The sequence below is a fragment of the Alcaligenes sp. HNGD-HTN06 genome (assembly GCF_049932565.1).
Lineage (GTDB): Bacteria > Pseudomonadota > Gammaproteobacteria > Burkholderiales > Burkholderiaceae_B > Alcaligenes > Alcaligenes ammonioxydans.
The window spans coordinates 297325-324169 of sequence record NZ_CP187782.1; the positions used below are offsets into that span (position 1 = coordinate 297325).

The 26845-nt window shown below is 60.3% G+C and carries 23 protein-coding genes; 2 read left to right on the top strand and 21 right to left on the bottom strand.

Annotation, left to right across the window (positions count from 1 at the left end):
• Nucleotides 1–57 precede the first annotated feature (57 nt).
• Together ACOZ42_RS01345 and ACOZ42_RS01350 are read left to right on the top strand one after the other, a co-directional pair.
• Entirely contained in the window at nucleotides 58–1692 is a 1635-nt protein-coding gene (locus ACOZ42_RS01345; protein ID WP_426345449.1) for a methyl-accepting chemotaxis protein, read from the top strand.
• 109 nt (nucleotides 1693–1801) lie between these two features.
• Nucleotides 1802–3379 (top strand): alpha/beta hydrolase-fold protein, encoded by a 1578-nt coding sequence (locus tag ACOZ42_RS01350; protein WP_426345450.1) that lies wholly within the window; start codon nucleotides 1802–1804, stop codon nucleotides 3377–3379.
• 486 nt (nucleotides 3380–3865) lie between these two features.
• On the opposite strand, the gene ACOZ42_RS01355 is transcribed toward ACOZ42_RS01350, so the two are convergent.
• From ACOZ42_RS01355 to ACOZ42_RS01455, 21 genes are all read right to left on the bottom strand, one after another.
• The gene (locus tag ACOZ42_RS01355) at nucleotides 3866–4654 is read right to left on the bottom strand and encodes a 2,3-dihydro-2,3-dihydroxybenzoate dehydrogenase (RefSeq protein ID WP_240208859.1); all 789 of its coding nucleotides are present in this window, start codon (nucleotides 4652–4654) and stop codon (nucleotides 3866–3868) included.
• A 13-nt stretch (nucleotides 4655–4667) separates the two neighbouring features.
• Nucleotides 4668–5306, bottom strand: a complete 639-nt coding sequence (locus tag ACOZ42_RS01360) for an isochorismatase family protein (RefSeq protein WP_003804470.1) — start codon at nucleotides 5304–5306, stop codon at nucleotides 4668–4670.
• A gap of 14 nt (nucleotides 5307–5320) precedes the next feature.
• Nucleotides 5321–6526, bottom strand: coding sequence for an isochorismate synthase (locus ACOZ42_RS01365; protein WP_415302057.1), 1206 nt, complete (start codon nucleotides 6524–6526; stop codon nucleotides 5321–5323).
• Between the two features lie 64 nt (nucleotides 6527–6590).
• Entirely contained in the window at nucleotides 6591–7988 is a 1398-nt protein-coding gene (locus ACOZ42_RS01370; protein ID WP_131071192.1) for an ATP-binding protein, read from the bottom strand.
• A 97-nt stretch (nucleotides 7989–8085) separates the two neighbouring features.
• Nucleotides 8086–9336 carry an enterobactin transporter EntS gene (gene entS, locus ACOZ42_RS01375; RefSeq protein WP_219235469.1) on the bottom strand — a complete coding sequence of 417 codons (1251 nt, stop codon included), beginning with the start codon at nucleotides 9334–9336 and terminating at the stop codon, nucleotides 8086–8088.
• 3 nt (nucleotides 9337–9339) lie between these two features.
• Nucleotides 9340–13263 (bottom strand): amino acid adenylation domain-containing protein, encoded by a 3924-nt coding sequence (locus tag ACOZ42_RS01380; RefSeq protein WP_426345451.1) that lies wholly within the window; start codon nucleotides 13261–13263, stop codon nucleotides 9340–9342.
• A gap of 21 nt (nucleotides 13264–13284) precedes the next feature.
• Complete coding sequence (locus tag ACOZ42_RS01385) at nucleotides 13285–13530, bottom strand: phosphopantetheine-binding protein (RefSeq protein WP_426345452.1); 246 nt, start codon at nucleotides 13528–13530, stop codon at nucleotides 13285–13287.
• On the bottom strand, nucleotides 13527–15173 hold the full coding sequence (locus ACOZ42_RS01390) for a (2,3-dihydroxybenzoyl)adenylate synthase (RefSeq protein ID WP_003804457.1): 1647 nt from the start codon (nucleotides 15171–15173) through the stop codon (nucleotides 13527–13529). The genes ACOZ42_RS01385 and ACOZ42_RS01390 overlap by 4 nt, the downstream gene beginning before the upstream one ends.
• Before the next feature lie 41 nt (nucleotides 15174–15214).
• On the bottom strand, nucleotides 15215–15901 hold the full coding sequence (locus tag ACOZ42_RS01395; RefSeq protein WP_230406232.1) for a 4'-phosphopantetheinyl transferase family protein: 687 nt from the start codon (nucleotides 15899–15901) through the stop codon (nucleotides 15215–15217).
• Nucleotide 15902: 1 nt separating this feature from the next.
• Nucleotides 15903–16619 (bottom strand): ABC transporter ATP-binding protein, encoded by a 717-nt coding sequence (locus ACOZ42_RS01400; protein WP_240208865.1) that lies wholly within the window; start codon nucleotides 16617–16619, stop codon nucleotides 15903–15905.
• Entirely contained in the window at nucleotides 16616–17374 is a 759-nt protein-coding gene (locus tag ACOZ42_RS01405; protein WP_426345453.1) for an ABC transporter ATP-binding protein, read from the bottom strand. The genes ACOZ42_RS01400 and ACOZ42_RS01405 overlap by 4 nt, the downstream gene beginning before the upstream one ends.
• Entirely contained in the window at nucleotides 17371–18309 is a 939-nt protein-coding gene (locus tag ACOZ42_RS01410) for a branched-chain amino acid ABC transporter permease (RefSeq protein ID WP_003804450.1), read from the bottom strand. The genes ACOZ42_RS01405 and ACOZ42_RS01410 overlap by 4 nt, the downstream gene beginning before the upstream one ends.
• Complete coding sequence (locus ACOZ42_RS01415; RefSeq protein ID WP_039943940.1) at nucleotides 18310–19179, bottom strand: branched-chain amino acid ABC transporter permease; 870 nt, start codon at nucleotides 19177–19179, stop codon at nucleotides 18310–18312.
• A gap of 8 nt (nucleotides 19180–19187) precedes the next feature.
• The gene (locus ACOZ42_RS01420; RefSeq protein ID WP_230406233.1) at nucleotides 19188–20390 is read right to left on the bottom strand and encodes an ABC transporter substrate-binding protein; all 1203 of its coding nucleotides are present in this window, start codon (nucleotides 20388–20390) and stop codon (nucleotides 19188–19190) included.
• Between the two features lie 251 nt (nucleotides 20391–20641).
• On the bottom strand, nucleotides 20642–21103 hold the full coding sequence (locus ACOZ42_RS01425; protein ID WP_059318470.1) for a MarR family winged helix-turn-helix transcriptional regulator: 462 nt from the start codon (nucleotides 21101–21103) through the stop codon (nucleotides 20642–20644).
• A gap of 124 nt (nucleotides 21104–21227) precedes the next feature.
• The gene (locus ACOZ42_RS01430) at nucleotides 21228–22040 is read right to left on the bottom strand and encodes an ABC transporter permease (protein ID WP_426345454.1); all 813 of its coding nucleotides are present in this window, start codon (nucleotides 22038–22040) and stop codon (nucleotides 21228–21230) included.
• A 4-nt stretch (nucleotides 22041–22044) separates the two neighbouring features.
• Nucleotides 22045–22830, bottom strand: a complete 786-nt coding sequence (locus ACOZ42_RS01435; RefSeq protein ID WP_426345455.1) for an ABC transporter permease — start codon at nucleotides 22828–22830, stop codon at nucleotides 22045–22047.
• A complete protein-coding gene (locus ACOZ42_RS01440; protein WP_003804437.1) occupies nucleotides 22827–23591 on the bottom strand; it encodes an ABC transporter ATP-binding protein in 765 nt (254 codons plus the stop codon). Before ACOZ42_RS01440 ends, ACOZ42_RS01435 begins: the two co-directional genes overlap by 4 nt.
• Entirely contained in the window at nucleotides 23588–24640 is a 1053-nt protein-coding gene (locus ACOZ42_RS01445) for an ABC transporter substrate-binding protein (RefSeq protein WP_201024865.1), read from the bottom strand. Before ACOZ42_RS01445 ends, ACOZ42_RS01440 begins: the two co-directional genes overlap by 4 nt.
• Complete coding sequence (locus tag ACOZ42_RS01450; protein ID WP_219235477.1) at nucleotides 24637–25653, bottom strand: 3-hydroxybutyryl-CoA dehydrogenase; 1017 nt, start codon at nucleotides 25651–25653, stop codon at nucleotides 24637–24639. Before ACOZ42_RS01450 ends, ACOZ42_RS01445 begins: the two co-directional genes overlap by 4 nt.
• A complete protein-coding gene (locus tag ACOZ42_RS01455) occupies nucleotides 25653–26735 on the bottom strand; it encodes an NAD/NADP-dependent octopine/nopaline dehydrogenase family protein (protein ID WP_003804431.1) in 1083 nt (360 codons plus the stop codon). The genes ACOZ42_RS01450 and ACOZ42_RS01455 overlap by 1 nt, the downstream gene beginning before the upstream one ends.
• Nucleotides 26736–26845: the final 110 nt, after the last annotated feature.

The window sequence follows — 26845 nt, forward strand, 5'->3', positions numbered from 1 at the left end:
CTCTATATGTAACTTTAATTAAGTATTCAAGCCCTAAGCCGTTACCCAGCTTGTCCGATGGGGCCTTCTCAACAGGCCGGCCGCCTTTCAGCGGTCGGTTTTTTGCGTATCTGGGACCTGTCTTTTCAGCGTTGCTCGGGGAATATGATGCGTTTGGGCTTGAAACAGAAGTTGTGGTTGCCATTGATCTTGGGGTTGATGGCATTGGTGGCGGTTTTTGTATTTGTGAACTATCAACTCTATCAGGCACAGATGGAGGAGCGAAAAAGCAGTTTGCAGCATATCGTCAATATCGCCGTGAGCATTACGCAGGACTACCAGCAGTTAGCCAGCAAGGGCTTACTGAGCAAAGAAGAGGCGCAAAAGCAGGCATTGCAGCGCATCAGCAGTATCCGCTTCGGACAGGAGGGCTATGTGTCGGTGTTGTCCTCCAGCGTTGTGTCCATTATGAACCCGACCCGCCCAGAGCTCGATGGTCAGGACGTCAGTGCAGTCGTCGACAGCAATGGAGTCCATCCGTTTACCGAGATGAGCCGCATCGGTCGCAATGGGGGCGAAGGTTTTCTGGAATATCACTGGCCCAAACTCAGCGACCAGAGCAATGCACCCAAGCTGGCCTTTGGCAAAGGCGTGCCCCAATGGGACTGGATACTGATCTCGGGTGTGTACATTGACAATATCAAGTCCCGCTTTCTGAGCAGCTTGCTGAACTCTTCAGTGGTGTTTGTCTTGATTGTCTTGCTGGTGTCGGCAGTGACGGTGTTTCTGGCACGCCAAATTCTTGCCGAACTGGGCGCCGAACCGAGCGTCTTGCATGAGGCGGCTCAGGCGATTGCTAATGGCGACCTGCGCGTTGCGCATTCCTTGCGCACGATTCCAGACAATAGCGTGATGGCCTCGCTGGAGCAGATGCGCTTGAAGCTGAATGATGTGTTGCGCACCCTGCAGCACAGTAGCGGCGTCATCGCGGACGATACCTCGCAACTGTCGGCGGGCAATCTTGAGCTGTCCAGCCGTACGACCCAGCAGGCGGCCGCCTTGCAGGAAACGGCCTCGGCCATGGAAGAGATGACGGGCACCGTGCGTATGAGCGAAGAAAACGCCCTGCGCGCTGAAGAGGTGTCCAGTCAGGTGCAGAAAACAGCCCAGCATGGCGGCCAGATGGTCAGTGAGCTGGTGGACCGGATGGGTGCCATTCGTGATACCAGCGGTAAGGTGGCCGATATCACCACCGTGATTAACTCGATTGCCTTTCAGACCAATATTCTGGCCTTGAATGCTGCCGTGGAAGCGGCGCGTGCCGGTGAGCAGGGGCGGGGGTTTGCGGTGGTGGCCGGCGAAGTGCGTGCGCTGGCACAACGCACGACGGCCTCTGCACAGGAAATTGCCCAGTTGGTGGAGGCCTCGTCCAACAGCACGCGTGAAGGGGTACTGCTGATGGGGCAGGTCGGTGAGGTTATCGAGGAGATGGTCACGGGCAGCTCGCAGGTAATGACGATTGTGCATGAGATCGCCGCCTCGACCCGTGAGCAGACGATTGGTATCGAGCAGATCAACGTGGCGGTCGGACAACTGGATTCGGCAACCCATCAGAACGCGGAGATGGTCAATCAGGTTGCCCACACCTCCAGTGAGCTGCAGGATCAGGTGCAGGAGCTGGACCGACTGATTCAAGCCTTCCGTCTGGTTTGATAAAAGGGCTATCTGGCGCCGGCCAAGGGGCAGTGTCGATTATTTTTGATCGTATACTGCTCTTTGGGACTGGGCCTGGCCTGCGGCAAACCGGCATTTAGGAGGATGTATGTTGCGCGCACCTGTTGTAGCGATATTGATGGTGGGAATCGTTGAGTCGGCATGGGCGGCGGCGCTGCCTTCGGCTCAGGGTGAAGTTCAGGCGCACGAACATCATGAACGCATAGTGAGTTTGCAGCAGAATGACCTCGTGCAAGGCAAATGGCAGCGCAATGGTGAGGTGGCGCTGGAGTTGTTTGGCCCTGATGGCACAGTCATTCGTCATTGGACGCATGCCCCGGAGCGGGGAAGCCCATTTGGCTTTGTTGCCGGGACGGCGGGCGAGTATCGCTTGCGCGTGTTGGGGCAGGGCCAATATCAGTGGCAGATCGAATCGGTGACGGCTGCGCAAGCGCCCGCCCAGGCCGAACCCTTGCAAGGGGATGTGATTCGCCAGTGGAGCATGCGTTTACGTGCTGGCGAGCCTTCGCAGGGATTCTGGGATTATGTGCAGCGTGTCGGTTCCCCCTTGGTGGAGCGTTACAGCGCGACTCATGATCGTGTCACCTTTGTGTGGCGGGGTGCGCAGCAAGAGGTGCGTCTGCATGGCGGGCCCTTCGCGTACAGCGATCGCATGCATCGTTTGGGGGAGTCGGATATCTGGTATATCACCTACGACTTGCCGCGTGATGCCCGTTTTACGTACCGCATGGCACCGGATGTGCCCTATGTCGGCCAAGACCTGGCGCGTGAGGTCTTGCGGGCCGCATTGCAACGGGACCCTCACAATGCTCGGACCTTGCCGGAGAGCAGCAGCAATGTGTTTGAGGGCGAGTCGGTCGTACGTTTGACTCAAGCGCCTGCAGAAGTGGTGGCCCTGGAGCCACAGCAGGCCGGCCAAGGACAGTGGCGCACGGAACGTCTGCCCAGTCAGACCTTGGGCCTGGAGCGCCAAGTGCAGATTTATCAGCCTGCTGGTACCCATGCGCAGGATATAGAACATACCTTGATTTTGTTTGATGGCCGGGATTATCGAGATCTGGCGCGTGCACCTGCCATGTTGGATACCTTGATTGCCCAGGGACGCGTGAAACCCATGTGGCTGGTGCTGGTGGACAATCCCGGTATGGCGGAGCGCGCTCGTGAGCTGCCGCCTAACGAGGCCTACCTCAAATTTCTTGATAAGGAGCTGATGCCTTGGCTGAAGGCGCAAGGGGTGCAGTCCTCGGCAGACAAGACAACGATTGGTGGTTCCAGCTATGGAGGCTCGGCCGCCATGAATGCGGCGTGGCGTCTGCCGCAGTGGTTTGGCAATGTCTTGAGCATGTCGGGGTCGTTCTGGTGGGCTCCTGCCGGTCAAGAGCGGGGGCAGTGGCTGACGCGCCAGATGGCGGATTCACCTGCTGTGCCGGTGAGGATTTATATGAGTGCCGGGGTGTTTGAGTCTTCCGGCTCCAGCCGGGATGTCAGCCTGGTGCAGGCGAATCGTCATCTGGATGATGTGCTGCGAGCACGGGGCTATGACGTGCGTTACGTGGAAAGTTCGACGGCGCATGATTTTGTGGCTTGGAGGGATGCTTTGGCTTCGGGGCTGGAGCATTTGTTCGGGATTGAGCAGGGTGAGGCTCCGGTCGAGGACAAGAAGTAGCGGTAGCTGGACTTAGGCTTTGAGGGACGGGCTATAGGCGGGCTCAGGAGGCTGTACCGGGGGGGGCTGCCCAGATCCGAACAGCATGGTGGCAGTGCTCTTGAGTGGGCCTGCCTTCAACGGTTGTTGGCGGGGGCGGTTGGAACCGCTGGAGCTGCCCGATCTAGTTCACAGACTGGACGGAATTAAGACGTAGCTGATAGGAGGCTACCTGCATTGAGCAGGTCTAATCTGATGCTGACCTGACCTGACCTGACCTGACCTGACCTGACCTGATTCGATCCGATTTGACCTGACTGAGTCTGTCTTCATTGAGCCACATTTACGATGTTTCGGTTCGCTCGTATTCTTCCTTGGCTTGGCAATAGGTGCTCAGTCCTTATCGGCACTGTCACTAGTAGGGATGTGCGTATGCTTTTGTCCGGACTCGTTCTAATGGGTAATTAAAAAAGGGCGGAATTTCCGCCCTTTTTTGCGTCTGGCTGTTTAGCCTTGGTCCAGTGTGGCACCGCCGTCCACGCGCAGGTCGGACAGGGTGATGTGGCTGGCGCGGTCCGAGAGCAGGAACAGGACGGCTTCGGCGATCTCTTTTGGGGTGGCGATTTTCTGCAAGGGGATGCCCAGCCGGTAGTTCTCTCCGGAGCCCGCGATGACGGTTTCACGCGAGCTGCCTTGTGCCCACATCGCTTGTTGCATGGGGGTGTCGGTGGAGCCGGGGGAGACGATGTTCACGCGGATGCCGTGTGGGGCCAGTTCCAGGCCCAGGCAGCGGCTCAGCTGGGTGACGGCGGCTTTGGAGGCGGCGTAGGCGCCCATGGCGATGCGAGGGGTGGCGGCGGAGTTGGAGCTGACGTTGACGATGGCGCCTTGTTGGCGCTCGATCATGCCTTTGGCCACGTTGCGGCAGACGTTAAAGACGCCGGTGGTGTTGATGGCAAAGGTGCGATCCCATTGTTCGTTGCTCAGCTCGGTGATGCGGCCCATTTGCAGGACGCCCGCGACACAGGCTAAACGCTGAATGAGGCCCAGTTTTTCCTGCCCTTGGGCCAGCGCGGCATCGACGGCATCGGCTTGGCTGATGTCGACCAGGTGGCAGGAAACCCGATCACTGTATTCGGATTGATTCAGTTGGGTCAGGCCTTCGGCGTCCAGGTCCAGGGCGATGACGCGGGCGCCTCGCTCCAGCAGTAGGTGGGTGACGGCAGCGCCAATGCCACGAGCCGCGCCCGTGACGGCGATGCATTCACCTGCAAATTCTTGTGCGCTAGTGCTCATGTGTGCTTCCTGTTTAGCTTTGCAGGCTGTCCTGGATTTCGGCGCAGGTCAGGCTGACGCCGCAGCGTTGCGAGACGTGGCGAATGGCCATGTGGTGTTCTTCCAGCGAAAAGTCGGCCACGCCGTCGATGGCCAGGAAGGGCTGTACGTCTTGCATGAAGGCTTCCAGGGCAGTGCTCATGCAGCCGATGTGGGCGTAAACGCCGGTGATGATCAACTGGTCGCGGCCCAGATTGCGCAGTTGCTCGCGCAGGTCGGAGCGCTGGAAGGCGCTGTAGCGCCATTTGGTCAGCATGATGTCCTGCTTGGCGGGTGTCAGCTCGGGCACGACGGCTTGCTGGCTGTGAAATTCGCTGGCGGTCAGGCCTGGACCCCAGAAGTCGTTCAGCAAGGCGCGGTCTTTCTCGGGTTGTTCGGTAGGTTGAGCCGTGTAGAACACGGGAATTCCCCGCTTGTGGCAGACGTCGCGCAGGGCAGCGATGCGTTCGATTAGCATGGGAATAGGGGCCAGGCTCATATCGTATTTCTGCAGAAAGTAGGTCTGCATGTCATGAATGAGCAAGGCGGCACGATTTGCCTGTGGACGCCAGTTGACGCGGTTGGTCACGGGAGCTTGAGGCAGCTCGTAACTGGGCAGCGCGTGTATGGTCATGGTTCGTGTCTCCGTTAAAGTGCAATGTTTTGCGCCAGACCCAGTGAGTTGATCAGGGTCATGAGTTTGTTGCCGGTTTCCTGGCGTTCCAGTGCCGGTACAGAGCCTTCCACAATGCCCGCGCCCGCCGATAAGGTCAGACCTTGCTGGGTGTAGTGGCCGCAACGGATGGCCACGGCCCATTCGCCGTTGCCTTCGTGGTCATTCCAGCCGATCGCACCCGCAAAGTAGCCGCGATCAAAGACTTCGGTGGCTTCGATGGCCTGCATGGCGGGCTGGGTCGGCAGACCGCATACGGCCGGGGTGGGGTGCATGGCCAGGGCCAGCTCCAGAGAGCTGACGCCAGGGTTGCGCAAGCGGCCGCTGATGCGGGTGGACAGGTGCCACAGGTTGGCGGTACTGGTCAGGCTGGGGCCCTCAGGCACGTCCAGGGTGTCGCAGAACCGGGACAGAATGCGCACCACATCCTGGATGACGTAGGCATGTTCACGCCGATCCTTGCTGGAGGCCATCAGGGTCTGGGCGCTGGCCTGATCGCGTTGTAGATCGGCAAAACGTGGGGCCGTGCCCGCCAATGGGTTGACAGTAACCAGGTCGCCTTGGCGACGCACCAACAATTCAGGACTGGCCCCGAAAAAGAGATCTGGGTCGTGCGCTGCTCCGCCCGGCAGGGGCAGGGCATAGGTGTAGCCGGCTGGATTGCTGTGGAGCATATTGCTCAACACGGTCTGACGGTCCAGGGCTTCATTCAGTGTGATGGTTACGGTACGAGCCATCACGGTTTTGGAGATGTTCTGTTCACGCATCGTGGCCAGAATGTGGCTGACGCTGTCTTCGTAGCCTTGGCCGTCGGGCAATAGCTGCTGGCTGGCGATTGTGTTGCGGGAGCGGGCCAGGGGTGGGCGCTGGACCGGGCGCCGCAATACGGGATCGCGCTGGTATGTGGTGGGCACACGCATATAAGCGTTGCGGGCAGGGTTAAAGGGAATCACGCCCAGCAAAAGCGGGGCGTGCAGTCCTTGCTGCGCAGCCTCTGACAACAAACCTTGGGCATCGCTGAGCAATTGTCCCTGAGCATTATGGGTATGCCGCTCCAGTGCCGTGCCGTGTGCCATCAAACTGACGGTGGGAGAGGCAAAGACGCTGCTGTCGGCCTGGTAATGCTGTAACCATTCTTCAATGGTGGCGGGGCGGACGTGGTCGGCTATACGGCTGTTCATAGGAGTCCTTTTTGAGGGCAGGGGGCAGTGGCGTCCCTTTTTGTGAAAGGGACGCCTCAGGGGCTTATTTCAGATGAATGCGCGTGATGCGGTCAGCCGTCGGGTCATCCTTGCCTTTGGATTTGTTGACCAGGTAGGCATTGCCTTCACCGTCCACCGAGACATGGTTGGGGAAGCTGCCACCGTCCAGGTTGGCAACAATCTCACCGTTGCCGTTGACGGCAGTGACCGTGCCGGCACCGCGTGAGGCGACATAGGCCAGTGTCGTTTTGGGATCGAAGACCACATTCAGGGCGCCAGCCCCGATTTGGATGTCGTGCTGCACGGAGCCATCCTTGGCGTCCACGATCAGCAAGTTGTCGCTGCCCTGGGAGGCCACATAAATCTGGCCGTTTTTGCTATCCACCGCCACACCGGCAGCGCCTCGTGCGCCGGGCAGCGCGTAGACGGTCTGGGCATTGCCGTTGTTCAGGTCGACAATAATTAGCTCATTGGTGCTGGCGCTGACGGTGTACAGGCGACCGTTTTCGGCATCCAGAGCCAGACTCATGGGGCTGAGCGGATTGCGGGTCTTGGATTCCAGCTCAATCGGCTCCAGCGCAGTCAGTTTCTTAGTGTCAAAGACGGAAATTAGTTTGGAACCGGGCGACGAGACATAGGCACGCTGGGCTTGCTGGTCCACCACGACGTCACGGGCGTGGCTGGCGGCCCCTTGCTCAAACTGCTTGACCAGTTTCAGGTCTTTCTGACGGTAGACCGAGACCGTGTTGCTGCGGGTATTGCTGACCCAGACATTGCCTTGGGCGTCGTCCACGGCTACGCCGTATACCGCTTGTACCTGACCATCAGTCCGACCCTCCTGGGCCGCCGGGGTGACGCTGGCTTCGATTTTCAGGGTCTTGGGATTGACTTTGAGCAGTTGCGATTGCTTGACCGGCGGGCGGCCGACGGCCGAGGTCACAAACAGAGCCTGGCTTTTGGGACTGTAGGCGCTTTGATACAAGCCGGGAACCAGATGCTGCGATTGCAGTTCAAACTTGTCCTGACCGCTGAGCTCCACCTTAGGGGATACCTTCAGGTTGAAGATGCTGGCGGTCGAAGGTTTGCTCACTTGCATGACGACCGGATGCAGGCCCGTGGCCGCATCGGCCGGGATGGCCACTGTCGCACGCAGATTGCCGTCCTTGTCGGCGACCAGGGCTTCAGGCGTCAGCGTATGTCCGTTTTGCAGCAGGATGACTTCCTGGCCTGGTGTGAAACCGCGACCTGACAGTTGGGCTTCGCTGCCGGCATAGACCACGCCAGCAGCGTTCAAGGAGCCACGGAAATCTGCATCAGGCTGGTCAAAAGCAGGGGCGGCAAAGGCGTTGGCTAAAGACAGCGACAAAACCGCTGCGCTTAGGCCGGCTTTGCGTAGCAAGGCGGCAGGAGTACGACGAATGCAATTGACATTGATTAGCATTTTTTAATCCTAGATAAAGGTTCGGTCGACAAGACGGTCCATGCGGGAAGTCTTTCTACAGGCGTGCGGCAGACGTGGGTAGAGCAGAATCGGGGTCTCAGGCATGGGGCGGCCCATCCTGATTGCGGACCGAGCGCAGGCCCTGATTGAGCACGCCGAAACCACAGGCGACGGCGGCGCAGGCCAGTCCGCCAGCCGCGACGGCCACGGCTGGCCCCAGCAGGCGTGCCAGATAGCCCATCTGCAGATTGCCCAGTGCCTGACCCAGGGAGTATTGCGTCATCCACAGGCTGGAGACGCGGCCCAGCAGGTAGTCAGGGGTGTGGTGCTGCACCAGTGCCATGCGCATGATTTTGGAAATCGTATCGGCCGCGCCCATGATGGCCAGGCAAACCAGCGCCCATCCCAGGGACGCTTGCAGGGACAGGGCGGCAACGGCCAGACCCCACACCAGAACGGCGATCACAATGGCCGCGCCTGGGCGCGAGACCTGTCGGCACCAGCCGCTGGACAGCGCAGCCAGCGTTGCCCCCACCGCAGGAGCGGCGTAAAGGTAGCCGGTTGCCGTCGCTCCCATTTGCAAAATGGAGTCGCCCCACTCGGGCATCAGGGCAAGGGGAGTCGCCAGAATCAGGGCGGCTAGATCAATGAGCAGCAGAGCACGCAGCAGGGGGTGGGCGGCGACAAATGTCAGGCCGTCACGCAGGGATTGAAGTGCATTTTTCTGGGGCTGTTTGCCCGCTTGCGGCGGCAGCGGGGGCAGAGCGCGCAAGAGCAGGGGGGTGACGATGACCCCGCACAGCACAATCACATAGCAGAAAACCAGGCCGGGGCCAGAGATCAGGACGCCAGCCAGCGCGGGCCCAATAATGCCGCCCAGCTGCATAGCCAATCCGGAAAGAGCTGCCGCTGCCGCCAGTTTGTCACGACCGACCAGCGCCGGAGTGGCGGACATCATGGCCGGCACGCTGATGCCACCCGCGGCGCCGCCAATAGCGGCGGCTACGTAAATCAGCCAGATCTGGGGAGTGGGCAAGAGGGTGTTGAGCAAAAACAGCACGACGCTGATGATGTAGACACTGCGCGACCAGACCATCAGGCTGCGTCTGTCCAGACGGTCGGACAGAACTCCGCCGGCAATTAAGGCCAGCACCATGGGAGTGGCCATGGACACGGTCAGAAAGGCGACGGCGACACTGGATTTGCTCAGATCATAGAGCTGAACGCTGGCGGCCACCATCAACATTCCGGTTACCAGCACGGTGGCGGCACGGGCGAAGTAGGCAAAGCGAAATGCCCGGCTTTCGATCAGGGGTGAGATATCCAGAAAAAAACGTCTTACAGACATGGTTTATATATTGAGTTCAGGTTGGGCTTGTGCGTGTTCGGCACTTGCCATGGCCGTGTCCATTAGCGGAGCCATGACGGCCACGGCTTCAGTACCGGTCAAATGGGCGTGTAGGCAGGCGATGTCGTGGACCTCCAGCTGTTCTGCGTAAGGCTTCCACAAACCGGGATGCAATTGTGTGCCTGCGTGATCCAGCGCCGCGCGGAAATACAGCAGGGGGCCGTCATAGATGCGATGCTCGTGCAGGCGCACCAGGCGGTTATTGTTTTCCACCACCTGAAATACGCTGTCCAGACGCGTGTCGGGCAGCTCGGCCAGCGGGTGACCGCTGCGCTTGAGGAAATCCACCACACCCTGACGCGTCAGGGAAACGTCGGGCAAGCTGTCCGGATCATGGCCCGCAATATGTAGCAGCGCCTTGTAGATGGCGTTGGGCTCGGGCGCCGGCTCGTTACGCCACGCATCGCTGGGGTAGGCGTCCAGCAAGGACAACATGCCTACCAGTTGGCCGCGACGACGCAGCTCCACGGCCATGGCCTGAGCAATAATGCCGCCCACGGACCAGCCTGCCAGATGGTAGGGGCCCCTAGGCTGAACGTGCTCGATACGATCTACATATACCTTGGCCATGGCGTCCAGGCTGCCATCCAGGTCCAACGAGGAGTCAGACAGCACGCTAGCCTGTAAACCATAAACAGCACGGCCTGGGGGCAGATGACGCGCCAGCGCGCCATAGCACCAGGACAAGCCACCGGCCGGGTGAATCACAAACAGTGCGGGCTGATCGTTCTGCCCCGGACGCAAGGTGATGAGAGGACCAAAACCATCGGCGGTTGCATTGCCTGACTGATCCAGATGTCTGGCCAGGCGCGCAATGGTGGGGTATTCAAAAATAGTGCCAATCGACACGGCCTGACCGCGTGCTTCACGCAGCAGCAAGGCCAGCTTGGCGGCCAGTAAGGAGTGCCCGCCCAGGGCGAAGAAGTCGTCGTCGGCGTAAAAGGCCTCGCTGCTTTCCAGCACGCTGGCGAAAGCGGCGGCGATCTGGTGTTGAGTGGCACCTTCCAGCGGCAAACCGGCTGCACGCACTTGCAGCGCAGGCACCGGCAGGGCCTTGCGGTCCAGCTTGCCGTTGGCCGTCACCGGCAAGGCATCCAGGCTGATCCAGGCGCTGGGCACCATGTAGGACGGCAAGTGCTCGCCTACATAAGCGGCCAGTGTCTTGTCCGTGCATGGGCTGTCTGCTTGCGGCACCCAGTACGCCACAATGGCCATGTGTCCGGGTACATCTTCACGAGCGATAACGGCAACGTGGGCCACAGCGGGGTGACGGGCCAGCAGAGCTTCAATTTCTCCCAGCTCGATACGTTGACCACGCAGCTTGATCTGGTGATCGGAACGACCCAGGAAAACCACGGCACCATCCTCACGCCAGCGGGCTACATCGCCGGTGGCGTACATGCGTTGCCCATGCAGGGCATAGGGGTCGGGTACAAAGCGTTCTTCTGTCAGATCCGGGCGGCCCCAGTAGCCTTGTGCCAGCTGACGGCCAGCCAGGTACAGATGACCAGCCACACCGGGCGGTACAGGTCGCAACTGCTCGTCCAGGATGTACAGGGCCGTGTTCCACACGGGAAAGCCGATCGGAACAGGCTGGGAGTGGTCTTCACGCGAAGCGGGCCAGTAGGACACGTCCACGGCGGCTTCGGTGGGGCCATACAGATTGTGCAGTTCGGCATTCAGCAGAGAGTGGAAGCGGTCGCGGGTAGCGGCCGACAGCTCTTCTCCGCTGCAAAACACCAGACGCGGCGCCAGTCCACGAGCAACAGGCTCATCCAGAAAAGCATTGAGCATGGAGGGCACAAAATGCAGCACCGTGATGTGTTGTTCGCGGATCAGGCGGGCGATATGGGCCGGGTCGCGGTGTGCTTGCGGGGGCGCCACGACCAAGGTCGCGCCCGACAGGAAAGGCAGAAAGAACTCCCACACCGACACGTCAAAGGTGGCGGGGGTCTTTTGCAAAATGCGATCACCGGCACCCATGCCGTAATGGGTTTGCATCCACACCAAACGGTTGACGATGGCGTCGTGGTTGACCAGCACGCCTTTGGGTGTGCCGGTAGAGCCGGAGGTGTAGATCAGGTAAGAGGGATCGTGCGGGCCTGCGGCGGTCCAGGCTTTTGCACTGCAAGCCTGTTCAGGCTGAGGAACCAGCAGGGAGGCGTTCAGCGTGCAATCGGGCTGGCCGACCAGCAGGCGCGGTTGAGCTGCCTGCAAGATGGTGTTCAGACGATCGGCAGGCTGGTCCAGATCCAGTGGCAAGTAGGCGGCCCCCGCGCGATGGATTGCGAGCAAGGACAGCACCAGCTCCATAGATCGGGGCAGGGCCACGGCCACGATATCGCCAGTTTGTACGCCTGCCAGACGCAGTTGCGCGGCCAGATTGGCCGTTTGCTCGTTGATCTGGGCGTAGCTCAGCTTCTTGCCTTCAAACTCCAGACCGGTTCGTTCCGGGTGGGCGACAAGCTGGGCCTGGATCAAGGCCCACAGCGTGGTTTCAGGAACCGGGTGAGCCGTCTGGTTGACGGCCTCAATCCAGTGATGATGTTCAGCATCGGTCAGGGTTGGTACGGCAGACAGGGTATCGGCCTGCAAAGCACGCAACAGGAATTGTTCCAGACGGACAAGATGGGTTTGAATCTGCTCGTCGGTGTACAAACGGGGGTTGGCTTCCACTTCCAAGCGCAGACCGCTGGCATCGGGTTGAGCGCGGAATGTGAAATTCAGATCTTCTACGGGCCCGGCGCACAGCACTGACTGGCTGGCACTCAGGCCCGCCTGCTCGTAGGGGGCGTCAAAGGGCAGCACGTTGATGATGGGGCCGTGCAGGCGGCGCATGCCGCCCAGCAAGCCCAGATCACGGCGCAGTTGCTCACTGCGATAACGACCATGACGACGTGCCTGGCGCAGTGCTTTGGCGACCTGGATCAGATACTGGTTTACAGGCAGGGATTCATCGATCTGCAGACGCAACGGGGCCACGTTCATGACCGTCGAAACAATGCGGGCGCTGATATGGCCCAGACGGCCCATCCAGGGCACGCCCACCGTGCATTCGTCCTGGCGGGTGTGACGGCGCACATAGGCGGCGGTCAGTCCCGTCAGAATGTCTGGCCAGCTGATGTCGCTGCTTTGTGCCAATGCTTGCAGGCTGGCCGTCAGCTCCGGTGTGACGGCGCTGCGTGCCAGCAGGAAATGATGGTCGCTCAAGGCCTGGGATTCGCTCAGGCTTTGTGCGGGTTGCGCATCGCTTAAGGTGTCCAGCCAGAACTGCCTGTCCTTGCTGCGGCGTTCGCTATCCCGATAGATTTGATCGTCATCTTGCAATAGAGTGAACGACTCCAGCTCATGCCCATGATCTTCACGGCCACTGAGCAAGGCCTGGTAGCGCTTGACCACACGCGTCTCGATCAATGCCATGCCATAGCCGTCCGCGGCCAGATGATGGATACGCTGATACCAAAGATGGTGCTTGGGCCCCAGCACAAACAGGATGTGTCGTGCCAGTGGTGCAACGGTCGGGTCCAGCGGAGTGCGCAGGTCGGCCATCAACAGGGTTTGGGCTTGTTCTGCACCATCGGCATGCGAGGACAGATCAACAACCTCCAGCTGAATCGGCTCTTGCGGGCGCAGATACTGGGCTGGGCCGTCGGGCGTATCGACCATGCGCAAGGTCAAGGCGTCGGCTTCTGCCAGCGTCAGATTGATGGCTCGGGCAAACAGCGCCGTGTCCAGCGCCGAATGAATATGCGTGCAGTGCCCGGTATTGAAAATCGGGTTAAGCGGGTCCAAACGCTGGGCGTACCAGAGACCTTCTTGTGCTTCGGTCAGGGGGCGCAATGGCAGTTCGGAAGGGGAGCTAAACATAAGCGTGTTGCAGTAAGAAAATCAGCGACCGTTTTGTTGGGCACGCTCGATCAGCGACCACCATTGGCCCAGAGTGACCACGGAGGCCATTTCGGAAAATTCAATCGGCGCGCCCGCCTCGCGCCAGCGGGTGGCCAGGGTCATGACGCGCATGGAGTCCAGGCCCAGGTCGATCAGGTTGTCATCATCCAGAATGTCCTGGGGATCTTCGTGCAGCATGGTGGCAATATCGGCCCGCATGCGTTCCAGGGTAAGTGCTGTGCTCATGATTGCTCTTGTGTCGTGTTCTCGAGTTGTTCGCGCAGTTGGGCGCGCAGTTCCTTGCGGCTGATTTTCAAGGCCGCAGTTTCCATGAAACGATCCACAAACACGATCTGGTCCGGCACTTTGAAGTCGGCCAGACCGCGGCTGCGTATCCATTTCTTCAGTTCAATCGCGCGTGGTTTGTCATCCTTGGGGATGATGAAGGCACAGCTGCGCTCGCCCAGGAATTCGTCGGGCACCGATACCACGGCGGCGTCAAAGACTTGCGGGTGGGCCAGCAGATGATCTTCAATTTCCTCGGCGGAGATTTTTTCGCCCGCACGGTTGATATGGTCGGTGGCACGGCCCTGAACGATCAAATAGCCCTCTGGCGTCATGCGCACCACGTCGCCGGTGCGGTAAAAGCCGTCCTCGGTGAAGGAGCGGGCATTGGCCGACGGATTGTTGTAGTAAGCCCGGATCGTGTAGGGGCCACGAGTCAGCAGATAGCCAGGCTGGCCCGGGGCGACCGGATTGCCGTTGTCATCCACGATCAGTATTTCATCGTCCGGGCTGATAGGACGGCCCTGGGTGTTGATGATGATGTCCTGCGGATCGTCCAGGCGGGTGTAGTTCACCAGACCTTCGGCCATGCCAAACACCTGCTGCAAGGTCACGCCCAGCGTAGGGCGTACGCGTTTGGCCGCCTCGGCATTCAACTTGGCGCCGCCAACCTGAATGACCTTCAGCGAGTCCAGCCTGGCGTGGGTCTTGGTGGCCGCATCCATCCACAGCATCAGCAGCGGGGGAACCAGACTGGTGTCGGTCACGCCTTCGCGCTCGATCAGCTCAAAGCAAACGTCCGGGCTGGGGGCAGGACTGAGTACCACTTTGGCACCCGCATAGAGCGCACCCAGAAAGCCGGGCGAACTCATGGGGAAATTGTGTGCAATCGGCAAGGCGCCCAGGAACACACTGTTCTCGGTCAGACCGGCAATCTTGGCACTTTCGCGCAAGGTGTAGATGTAGTCGTCGTGCGTGCGGGGAATCAGCTTGGACAAGCCCGTGCTACCGCCCGAAATTTGCAGGAAAGCCACTTCGGAAGGCTGGGCCGCCGAGTCGGGCACGTCCACATCGGCCGCATGGCGTTGCAGTTGTTCCAGCGCGACAAATTCCTGAGCTTGGCCCACGATGTACACCTGCTCTACCTGAGGACAGCGCTCGCGCAGCTCGCGCACCAAAGGCAGATAATCAAAACCGGCATGCGTATCCACACCGATATAGGCGCGCGCCTGGGCAGTGTTGGCAAAGTGCTCGACTTCGGTAATGCGGTGTGCCGGCAAGACGTACACGGGCAGGAGACCTGCACGGAACAAGCCAAAGATAACGCTGACGAATTCAGGAATGTTGGGCAAGTGAACCAGAACCCGGTCGCCCTTGCGCAAACCGGCTTGCAGCAGGCCCGCCGCGATCTGGCTGGCGTACTGATCCAGCGCGCCGTACGTCCAGCGCTGGGTGCCGCCCACAATGGCTTCCCGCTCGGGGTGGCGTTGTGCTCGTGTGCGCAGCAAGGCGCCAAAGGTTTCCCCTTGCCAATGTCCTGCATCGCGGTATCGCTGGGCAAAGGCGTCAGGCCAAATTTGTTTAACAGGAATAGATGTCATCATGGTAATGAGAACTATTACATAAATAAGCAGGCTTGTCAGGTTTAGTCGTAGTCAGTCAGCTGGCTGTCAGGCAGTTGAGCGCTGTCCAGAAAGCGGATTGTCCAGGATGGAAAGGGAGTATTCAGGCAGACCGCAGCCGTGTAATTGGCGGCTGGCCGGCTGCTGTGTACGACCAGTCCCTGCAAGATGGGATGGGTGGATTGTACGGTGCAACCGCCCTGCGGGTGGGCGTTCAACCATAATTCTTGAGGCGGAATATGAAAGCCTGTTCCCGCATGCTTCAAGGCAGCTTCTTTGCCGCACCAGAGCGCGTAAAAGTCCAGATCGTTTTTTAGCCATGCACGTTCGGCGTGGACGCTGCAATGTTCTACCAGCCCGGCTCGCACGGGCAGCCGCATGGCTTCAATATCGACGCCTATGCTTTGATCGGCGATGCCCAACAACACGCGATCGCCGCTGTGCGACAGGCTAAAGTGCAGATCGGGGTTATCCAGATCCAGCACGGGCTTGCCATGCTCCAGGTTTTTGACAGGAACAGCGTGTGGCGCGCAGCCCAGCAGGGGAGCCAGAAAATGGCGCAAGGCACCGTGAGCCAGCAGGCTCAAGTGCTGGTCGGACTGGCGCTGGCGGCGGGCGATGGTGGCTCGCAGGCTGCCGGGAACCTGGTCCTGTAACCAGGATTCCAGGCCAGGGGCCAGGGGCAAGGACAGGCTATACACCGAGAACATGTCAAAGGCCCAAATGGCGTTGCAGCAGTGCGGCATCCTGACGCAACTGGGCCGCAGGGCCGTCGTAGACCAGATGGCCGTGGCCCAGCAGCAAGGCACGATCGGCCAGCTCCAGGGCCAGGCTCAGATTCTGCTCGGCAATCAGCACGGTAATGCCTTGTTGGTTCAAGGATTGCAGTTGGGGCAGCAAGGTATCTTGAATGGTCATGGGGGCCAGGCCCTCGCTAGGTTCGTCCAGAATAATCAGGGAAGACTGCGTCAGCAGGGCACGGGCCAGGGCCAATAACTGACGCTCGCCTCCGCTGAGCGCAGAGCAGGAGGATTGGCGACGCTCGTACAGCCGCGGCATGCCGTCGTAAATGCGTTCCAACGTCCAGCGGTCCTTGGTTTGCGGACGATGGGCCAGGCCAGCCAGACGTAGACTTTCCTGCACGCTCAACGTCGGGAAGCGCCCCCGCCCCTGCGGCACCAGGGCCATGCCCAGCAGGGCGATGCGGTACGTGGGCATGCCTTCAATGTCCTGACCCAGCACCTCAATCTGACCTTGCCACATGGGGCCCATATTGAACAAACAGTGCAGCAGGCTGGTCTTGCCCGCGCCATTGCGGCCCAGCAAGGCCACGCTTTGCCCGACGGGAATGGACAGATTGATGTCGTGGAGGATGTCTGCCCGATCGTAATGGGCCGTCAGGCCGGAGATGCTCAGTGCGTTTTTCATACCGTCTCCAACGCCAGTTCGCCTAAATAGGCCTGTCGCGCACCCGCGTGCTGGCGCACGGCCTCGGGCGTATCGCAGGTCAGCAACATGCCGCCGGACAGCACGGCAATACGGTCACATTCTTGAAAAACAATATCAATATCGTGGCTGATCAGCAGCACGGCACATTGACCCCGCCTGGCATGGACCAGTGCCATGACGTCACGAGACTCGGATTCGGACAGGCCGGCGGTAGGCTCATCCAGCAAGAGTACGCTGGGTTGCTGAGCCAGGGCAATCAGTACATCCAGAATGCGCTGTTCACCATAAGACAGTGCGCTGGCCAGTTGATGGCCGCGGCCGGCCAGCGCGCTGTGTTCCAGCAGCGCCTGGGCTGCGTGCTGGCTGGCGGCACGGGCCGCTTTGCGTCCCCACCACTGGTAGCCACAGTCTTTCTTGATGCGTACTGCCAGGCTCAGGTTTTGCAGCAAGGTCAGCTCGGGGAAGATCCGGCTGGTCTGAAAGCTGCGCACCAGACCGTGACGAGCCCGCTCAATGGGGCCCAGGCTGCGCAGATCCTGGCCTTGTAGCAACACCTGGCCGCCTGTGGGGCGGGTAAGCCCGCTGATGATGTTGAACAGCGTGGTTTTACCCGCGCCATTTGGGCCAATCAAACCCAGCGTTTCGCCGGCGCGTAGTTCCAGACTGACGTCAGTCAGAATAGAGAGGCCGCCTACCTGCAGGGCCAGTTCGCGAGTGCTCAGTAAAACGCTCATGCAGACCTCTTGCGTCGTTCCGCCAGCCCATGGGGCATGAACAGAACCGTCAGCACAAAGATCAAACCCACCAGCAACTGCCACCGATCGGTATAGGAGCTCAGGTAGGTCTGGGCAAACAGATAGAACGTAGCGCCGATGAATGCGCCGCGCCAGGTACGTATGCCACCGATCACGCCCATGATGATCAGCGTGGCCGAGAAGCTCCAATGCACCTGCTGCGGGCTGACGTACTGATTCGCAAAGGGATACAGCCCGCCAGCGGCACCGGCTATCGCACCTGCAATCATGAAGGTGTAGAGGCGGATACGCCATGCCTGATAACCCAGGGCGGCCATCCGCAAAGGCTGGTCGCGCAGACCAGTCAAGGCCAGACCGATAGGAGCGCGGCTAAATGAGCGCAGCAACAACCAGCAGATGATAGCCAGCAGCAGGGCCAGAACCATCAAGGTATAGGGGGCGCTCAAGGGCAGTTCGCCCAGGCTCAGACGCGGGAAACCGCGCAGGCCATCGGCGCCGCCGGTGACATCCCGCCAGCGAAACGCCACTTCCCAAATCAGTTGACCGGTAACGAGCGTGGCTACCATGAAGAACAGTTCGGAGCTGCGCAGGCTGATCAGTGCCATCAATATGGACAGCAAAGTGCCTGCCGCCATGCCGACCAGAAGCATCAGGGGCAGGGATGCGCCCCAATACTGACTGCTGATGGCCGTGGCGTAGGCAGCAAAGCCAAAAACGGCGCCATGTCCCAGAGAGACCAGTCCCCCATAACCGATCAGCAGATTGATGCTGAGCACGGCGCAGCCGATCAATAGGGCTTCGGTGCCAAAGCGCCATAGAAACGGGTCGCCCCAGGCATGGCTGCTGAGTACGAACAGGCAGGCCAGGGCGGGCCAAAGTCCAGTGCGCAGCCGGTGAATGTTGAGCGTGTTCATTTAAACCTGTCGGGTAGCGGACTTGCTCAGGCCGTTGGGCCAGCACAGCAATAGACCCAGCATCACGGCCAAGGTGGCGGCGTTGGCAAAGGCGGGGACCCAGACGCGTGCGAAGGTGGTGACAAAGCCCAGGATCAGCGCGCATAGCAAGGTGCCGCGCACTGAGTTCAGGCCACCAATGACCACAACCAGCAAGGCCAGCAACAGGATTTCTTCATCCAGACCGGGGTAGACCGACAGCATGCCTGCCCCCAACGCCCCGCCCAAGCCCGCCAGAGCGGCAGACAGGGCCATGCCGATGGCGAACAGGCGGCGCGAGTTCAAGCCCAGGGTTTCGACGATCTGCGCATCGTGCACACAAGCGCGAATGGCCGCGCCCCAGAGGGTGCGATCCAGCAGAAACCAGAACAGCAAGGCCAGCGTCAGGCCTGTGACGATCAGAAACAGGCGGTAGGTGGGAAAAGGCAGTCCCAAGATCCACACTCCGCCCCGCAGCACGTGTGGCAGCATGGGCGATAGCGTGTCGGCGCTGAAACCCCAGCGCATCAGGTCCGCCAGAATGACGGACAGGCCGTAAGTCAGCAGCACCTGCATCAAGTGGGTGCGCTGATAAAAGCGGCGAAAGGGGAAGCGATCCAGCAAGAAACCCATCAGGCCGCACAGGGCAAAGGCTGCGGGAAAAGCCAGCCACCAGGGCGCGCCCGAAGCCAGCCACTGGACGCTGATATAGCCGCCCAGCAAAAAAAAGGAGCCATGCGTCAGGTTGATGAAGTTCATCAGGCTGAGCACCAAGGACAGGCCCAGCCCTGCCAGCATCAGCAGGGCTGAAAAAGACAGGGCATTGAGGATTTGGAGCAGAAAGTAAGACAAGGCGGAGCTCAAGAACGTGGGCCGGGGTCCTGGATGCGCTGGTAAGTGTGAACCACGGTGTTAAACGGGCGGCCCTGGTCGTCTTGTTCAACCCGGTTGACGTAAATGTCCAGAATTGACTGGTTGTTGCGCGGGTCAAACGCCATGGGGCCAAAGGCGGTGTGGATTGGCTGATCCAGCAGGGCTTGTTTGAAGGCGGCCTTGTTGGACAGATCGCCCTTGACCGCTTCCAGCCCTGCCTGGATGACCTGGCCGGTGACGTAACCGGCGGTGCTGGCCTCGCCGGGCAAGCGTCCCCGGCTGGCCTGGTAGGCGGCCACAAATTCCTGGGCCGCTGCCGCGCCTGGCGATTGGTGAAACGTGCTGACTCCTCCCAGGGCGGCCTTGCCGACCGTGGCAATTACGTCTTCTTGGTCATACAAGGCACCGGGGCCGACAATCTGGATTTTGCCGTGCAGCTGATAGTCCTGCATTTGCTGATGGAAGCGAACCGCATCAGCACCGGCCAGAAAGGTGTATACGAAGCGGGGGTTGCTGGCGGCCAGATTCATCAGGATAGGCGCGAAGTCCGGCGTACCCAAGGGGGTCCAGATGCGCTCCCCCAGGGTGCCACCCTGCTCCTGGTAGGTCTTGGCAAAATCTTCAATGTATTCGCGGCCTGCGGTGTAGTCCGAGCCCAGGGTGATGCCGCCGGATTTCTCGATCTGCTCAAAGGTCCACAAGGCGCCGGTGTGACCCAGCATCCAACTGGTTTTGGTGGGACGAAAGACGTAAGGGCTGGCTGCCCCCCGGGCCAGATCATTGGCTGCCGCATTGGAGATGAAGGTTGGCAGTTGGGCATCATGCACGATGTCACGAATGGCCAGCGCGATATTGGCGCTGATCACCCCGCCCAGAATATCGATCTGGTCGCGCTCGATCAGCTTGCGTACTTTACGGATGGCTTCGTCCGGCTTGCCGTGGTCATCTTCGACCAGCAATTGAACCTGACGTCCGCCCATTTCGTAATTGCACTGTTTCAGCAACAACTCCAGGCCAGCCCGCATGCTTTCTCCCAAGGAGGCAAAGGGGCCGGACAAAGAGGTCAGCAAGGCAATTTTCAAGGGGCCGTCTTGCGCGCGAAGCAGGCGAGGGACGCCAAAGAGCAAAGGACCGGCCGCCGCGGCCAGCAATAGCCGACGACGTTCAGCGCGCGTAGGGGAAAGAGTCACGAGATCTTGTTTCCGTAAGAGAGCCACGGTTGCCTGGCAGGACATCTCAGGCGGGTGACTGCGATACTAAATGTTAATCATTATCATTTTATGGGCTTTTTACCGGTAAATAAAGGCTCCTTCAGGATGAAGGACGATTTCAAGTCTGGTTCACCGGCCGGACATGGCCTGTTTTTGAAGAAGGCGCAGTAGCCTGGGCATAAAAAAAGCGTCTACCTGGACGCTGGGGTGAAGCAAGGCAAGCACTGACCTTAGGGCGTCGCCCCGTTGATATTGGCGCGAATGCGGTTGAGAAATTGGCGCAGTAGGGCGAGCTCCTCAACCGAAAAGCCTTGAATGGCACGGTGATGAATGTCCAGCGCGGCAGGCAGGACGCGCAGAAAATGCTGTCGACCCTGTTCATGCAGATGGATGAGCACGCGACGCTGATCCAGCGGATCAGCCTGGCGCGACAGGTGACCGGCGTTTTCCATAACGACCAGGGCGCGTGACAACGTGGTTTGATCCACGTCGGTGTATTGCGCCAGGGTGCTGACGCCCAAGCCATCGGTTTCATTCAGAAAAGCCAGTACCCGCCAATGCAGCAGAGTCAGGTCATGGCTGCGCAGCAAGGTCTGAAAGTCGGCATTCAAGGCCGAGGTGCTGCGATTGAGCAGATAGGGGATGAAGGTATCGTGCCCGGTATAGGCGTCGGTCAGAGGGCGGCTGGCCATAGTGAAGCGGCTTCCTTGAGGCAAAAAAAAGCAGGCTACCCGTTCTGAGTGATTGAGTCAGCCTGCGAAAACCCGGCCAGCGCTGCAAGGTGGCCGGGCAAGTGGTCAGTTCAGTCTTGATGGGTTAGTTCGTATGATCCACTTTGCGCTGTAAAGCGGCAATGGTCAGGTTCAGTGCGAAGCCCAGCACGCAGATCCAGACCAGGGGGACAAACATATCAATCGTGCGGTAGCTGCGTGCAGCGGCGGTCAGCATATGGCCCAGCCCGTCGGTAGAGGCAATCATCTCGGCCAGAAAGACCACCACGCAGGCAATGACACCGGCTACTCGCACGCCGGCCAGCACGGTCGGGCTGATGGCAGGCAAAATGATTTTCCACAAACAGGCACTGCGGGATGTCCCCGCGGCACGGGCAGACCAGATCAGCTTGCGGTCCACCGTCTGCGCTGCCACCCAACTGGCCATCAGCACTGGGAAAATCGCATCCGAGACCACCAGTGCGATTTTCGATGAGCTTTCAAACCCCATGATGAGAATCAGCGCCGGATAAAGGGCGATTTTGGGAATAGGGGCCAGCAGACGGATCAGGGCATCGAGCAGAAAGGAGCTCCAGCGCGTCAGTTGAGCTGTCAGCGCCAGGCTTACACCGACCACGCAGGCGATCAGCAAACCACTGAGCAGGCGGTAGATCGTCATGCTCAGGTTGTGCCAGAAGTCGGCCTGAGCGGCCAGCTCCAGCACCCGCAAAAAAATGGCGGAGGGGGCTGGCAACAACTGCGGGCTGACCCAGCCCGAGCGAGTGCACAGTTCCCAGACTATCAGCATCAAGGCCGGACTGATGCACAAAGACAGTCCGGACCAGTCCCGGCGTTTGGCCGGGCGGCTTGGAGTAGAACGCCTAGCGTGTTCCGCTGAGGCAAGGGTTTTAGTGGTCATGGCGTCATCCTTTGTCCATCAGGCTTTGGGTGGAGTCATGCCAACGCGTGCAGCGTTTGCGAACAAACTCGAACAGGGCGTCGCAGGCAATGCCCAGTACGGCAAGCAGCATGATGACGGCATACACGGTGGAGTACTGCGCCATATCCATGGAGGTGAACAGCAGATTGCCTATGCCTTCCTGGCGCGCGATCATCTCGGAGGACACCATCACGATCAGCGCCATGACCACCCCCACGCGGCAGCCAATCATGACTTCAGGCAAGGAGGCGGGCAGCACGATCTTGCCCAGCCGCGCCAGCGGCCCCATGCCCATGGATTGGGCCACCCAGATCAGCTTGGGCTCGATACGGCTTGCGCCGTGATAGCTGTGATAGAGCAAGGGCAAGGACACCCCCAGCGCGATGACCAGAATTTTGGAAAAGTCACTCAGCCCGAACCACAGCATCAAAATCGGCATCAAGGCCGCTTTAGGCATGGGGTAGGCCAAGGCTACCAAGGGATAGAAGGCGGTATAGACCAGGCGACTGCGGCCCATGGCCAGACCCAGCGGTACTGCTACCAGCAGCGCCAGGGCGTAACCGGCAAACATGCGGCCTATCGATTGCAGGATAGCCGACCAGGCCATCGGGTCGCTGATCAGGGCCGGTACCTCATGCAGGGCTGCCCAGGGGCTGGGGAAAGAGTCCAGCCCCACCCAGCGGGCCAAGCCCGCCCAGACCAGCAGCACCAGGATGGCCGCCATGACCAGGCAGGCCCAGCGATGTTCATACCAGTGCTGGGGCGTCATGGATGGGCCTCCGCCATCAGGGATTGCTCCAGACGGATAATGGTTTCCTGATAGACCGGATTGCGTAGCAGTTCACTGCGGATACGGGGGCGGGGCAAGTCGATCTCCACCACCTCCTTGATGCGGCCGGGCGAGCCCGTCATGACAATGACGGTGTCGGACAGAAATACTGCCTCGTCCACGCCGTGCGTCACGAATACCACGGTATTGCGCAACTGCTCCCACAGACTGAGCAGTTCCGTTTGCAGGGTGACGCGGGTGTGGGCATCCAGTGCCCCGAAGGGCTCATCCATCAGCAGGATATCCGGCTCATAGGCCAGGGTGCGGGCGATGGCTGCGCGCTGACGCATGCCGCCGGACAGCTCACGCGGATAAAAGGAGGCGTATGGCCCCAGCTTGACTTTGTCCAGCCATTCGCTGGCACGCTGTTCGGCCTGCGCCTTGGGCATGCCTTGCTCACGCATGCCGTAGGCCACGTTTCCCAGGACGGTTTTCCAGGGAAACAGCGCGTACTCCTGAAACACCGGGCCGCGGTCCGGGCCCGGGCCGGTAATGGGCTTGCCCTTGACGCGAATCTGTCCGCTGGAGCAGGACTCAAAGCCCCCCAACATATAGAGCAGAGTGCTTTTGCCACAACCGCTGGGGCCCAGAATAGACACAAAACGCCCTGCCGGAATGCTCAGGGCGATGTCCTGCAGGGCGGTGTGGCTGCGGCCCTGCCGGGTGTTGAAGGTTTTGCCGACACCATCCAGTTCAATCATGGTGTTGCCTCGCGTAAATCAGCCCGGTAGAAGTCCCGCACGTTCAGCGCTTTTTTCAGGAAGCCGGCCTGGTGATAGCGATCGTAGGTCCCCTGAATCGATTCCAGATTGGGCTGCATGTCCGGGACACGTGCAAAGTCCTGGTCGGTGAACAGGTACTGTGCCAGCAAGTCCTTGGGCGCACGGGTGATCTGGGCGGTTACATCCACCGCCAGTGAGGGGTCTTTGCTGAGCATGCCCATGGCCGCTTTCAAATCCTGCACGTAGGCACGTACCACTTCGGGGTTGGCGTCGCTATAGGCTTTGCTGCAGGCTTCGAAAATCTGTACGGATGGGCTGGCCACTTCGGACAGGGAAAACAGCTTGCGCAAGCCACCTTTCTTCTCGTTCAGCAGGGCAAAGGGCTGGGCCATGGGACCGGCATCAATGCGGCCGCTGCGAATGGCGTCGGCGGCAGGCGGAAAGCCCGTTTCAACGATTTTCACGTCCTTGTCCGGGTCAATGCCGTTCTGACGCAGCCACAGCAGCATGTCGAAGTACACCCCGGCACCATAGGCATTGGTGCCGATGACCTTGCCTTTCAGGTCCGCCGCGGTCTTGATCGGGCTGTCTTCCTTCACGGCCCAGTAGACGGAGAAATGATCATCGTCCGAGTGCACGTGCTGGGCCACGATATAGGCTTCCAGACCGCTTTCAATCGCACCATTGGCCAGCGACATGGGGGCCATGGTGGAACATTCCAGCACACCGGCCCGCATGGCTTGCACCATGGGGGAGGTGCCCTGGAACTGTGTCCACTGGATCTGGTATTTTTTGCCTAATTGTGGAAACAGCTCGGGGCGCTTGGCCATCAGATACTTGGCTTCCTCGCCCGGAATGGTCCAGCCTACCCGTAGGGTGGGGACTTCCTGAGCCTGGCTCAGACCATGACAGCTCATCAGGGCAAACAGCAAGGCAGCGGTTTTTTTCATCGTCGGGCTGCCCCAGGATGAAAAGCGCCCTCCTGGAGGGCAGCAAGCCGAAGGCGCAGCGTGGGAGTCTTTTTTCATTCCTGTGTCTCCTTGGCAAAGTGCTCGGCGTGGGCGGGGGCCAGGCCGATGTGATCCAGCATGCCCAGTACGCGGGCCAGCACGTCGCGTCGATAGGCGGGCTGCTGGTCCACTGGGTACTCGTGAAAGCCCTGTCCGCTGCGCAGACCGTTGCGTCCACTTTCCATATAACGGGTGATGATGTCGGGAACGGCGTAGCGCTCCGGGTCCAGGTTCTGCGACAGGTACTGGCCGGCGTGGTACAGAATGTCGTTGCCGCCATAGTCGATGAATTCGAGCACGCCGATGCTGGCAAAGCGGAAACCCAGACCGTAGCGGGTGGCTTTATCAATATCGGCGGCGCTGGCCACGCCTTCCTCAACCATGCGGGCCGCCTCATTCATGATGAGGGTCTGCAGGCGTGGCACGATGAAGCCGGGATGGCAGCCGCAGACCACGGGGACTTTCCCGATGGACTCCAGATTGCTTTGCAGACGGCTCAAGGTCTGTTCGCTGGTGCCGGGGTGGGCACTGATTTCCACCAGAGGAATCAGGAATGCCGGGTTGAGCCAGTGGGCATTGAGAAAACGCTCGGGGTGACTGAGCATGGGGGCCAGGTCGGAGGCCAGCATGGTGGAGGTCGTGGAGGCGATCAGCGCCTCGGGCCGGGCCAGTTCGCCAATGCGGCCCAGTGCGTCAGCCTTGGCCTCGCGGGTTTCGGGCACGCCTTCGTAAATCAGGTCTGCCTGGCCCAGCACCTGGGCCGCGTCGTTTAACGGGGCGATGCTGATGCAGGCCAGATAGTCGTCAATCTGCTGGGCTGCGAACATGCCCAGCTCGGCCAACTGCTCCAGCGTGGCGCCTAACTCCTGGCGTATGTCGGCTTCCAGACGGGTGCGATCAGCAGGCTGACGGGGTTTGAAGTCCAGCAAGGTCACGGCGTGGCCGCGCAGCGCATAGGCCAGGGCAATGCCCCGCCCCATGCGACCTGCGCCCACCGCAACGATACTTTTGATCGGGGCGGGCGCGTTCATCAGGCTCTCCCGGCGTGCAGCATGGCTTGCAGTTGTTCGCGGTTCATCGTGTCCAGACCCAGGCTGGCCAGGGTGCGCCGGCCTTGACGCAGGTCTTCGCCCACGATGGCTCCGGCAATGGCCAGCAAGCCTTTGGTGACGGGGGCGTCCACACCGGCCCAATCGGCGACGGACGCAAAGAACGCCAGGCCCAGCATGGTGTCTTCCCGCATGTAGCGGTGCTCTTGCAGGTCGATCTTCTCGCGCCAGTCGCCGCTTTTCACCAGCTTGGAGTGCGAGGAACGGTCGCCATACATCCACTGATCGTTCTCGTAATGGTCAGACAGAGGGAAATGCGGGGCACCGTAGCCCAGCGCTTCACGAATGCGCATGCGCTCATTGTCCAGTTGCGTTGTTACCGCGCGCACCGAGGGCTGGGTGCCTTCGTTGTGGATATCCCAGGCCGGGAAATGCTCCAGCGGGCCGGCATTCATCATGATCAGTGGCGGGTGGATGATGGGGCCGGCATTCATCAGCGCGCCGGACAGGGCATCTTCGCAGCGCTCCACGCTGGGGAACACCTTGCCAATCACCGCCAGGGCGTGGTCGGTATTGCGGGCTGGGTAGACGCCGGTAGGCAAGCGGGTGGCGCGGGTAGTGATGTTGATGACGGTATCGCCATGCTTGCGGGCCAGCCAGGGCAGCGTGCCGGTTTCCGCCCAGCTGACATCGGCCTTGTTGCCGGTGCCGCGCACGATCTCGCTCATGATGAAAGAGCCAAACGTGCCGGGGGGCAGGAACACCACCTGGCCGTCTGTCAGGTGCGGAGCCATGGCGCGGGCAATATCTTCCTGGGCGATCGCAGGTGACGGGATCAGCACCAGATCGGCACCGGCGATGGCCTCGCCAATATCGGCGCAGATCTTGGCAATGGGGATTTCACGCTCGCCTGCTTCGTCTTTCAGCGTCATGACCGGACGGTCCAGCAAGGGCTGCAACTGAGCCGTATCCCGACGCCACAAACGGACCTCGTGACCCTGTTCGCTCAAGTCGGCTGCTGCCGCGTAACAACCGTGTCCGCCACCTAATACCGCTACCTTCATAATCTGTCTCCCATCTCTTTTGTAATTTCTATGCACTTGCATATAAATACAGACTAAAAGAAGTTGAGGCCTAAAACAAGGGGAGAAATGGGGGGAGTTACCCTAGGGCG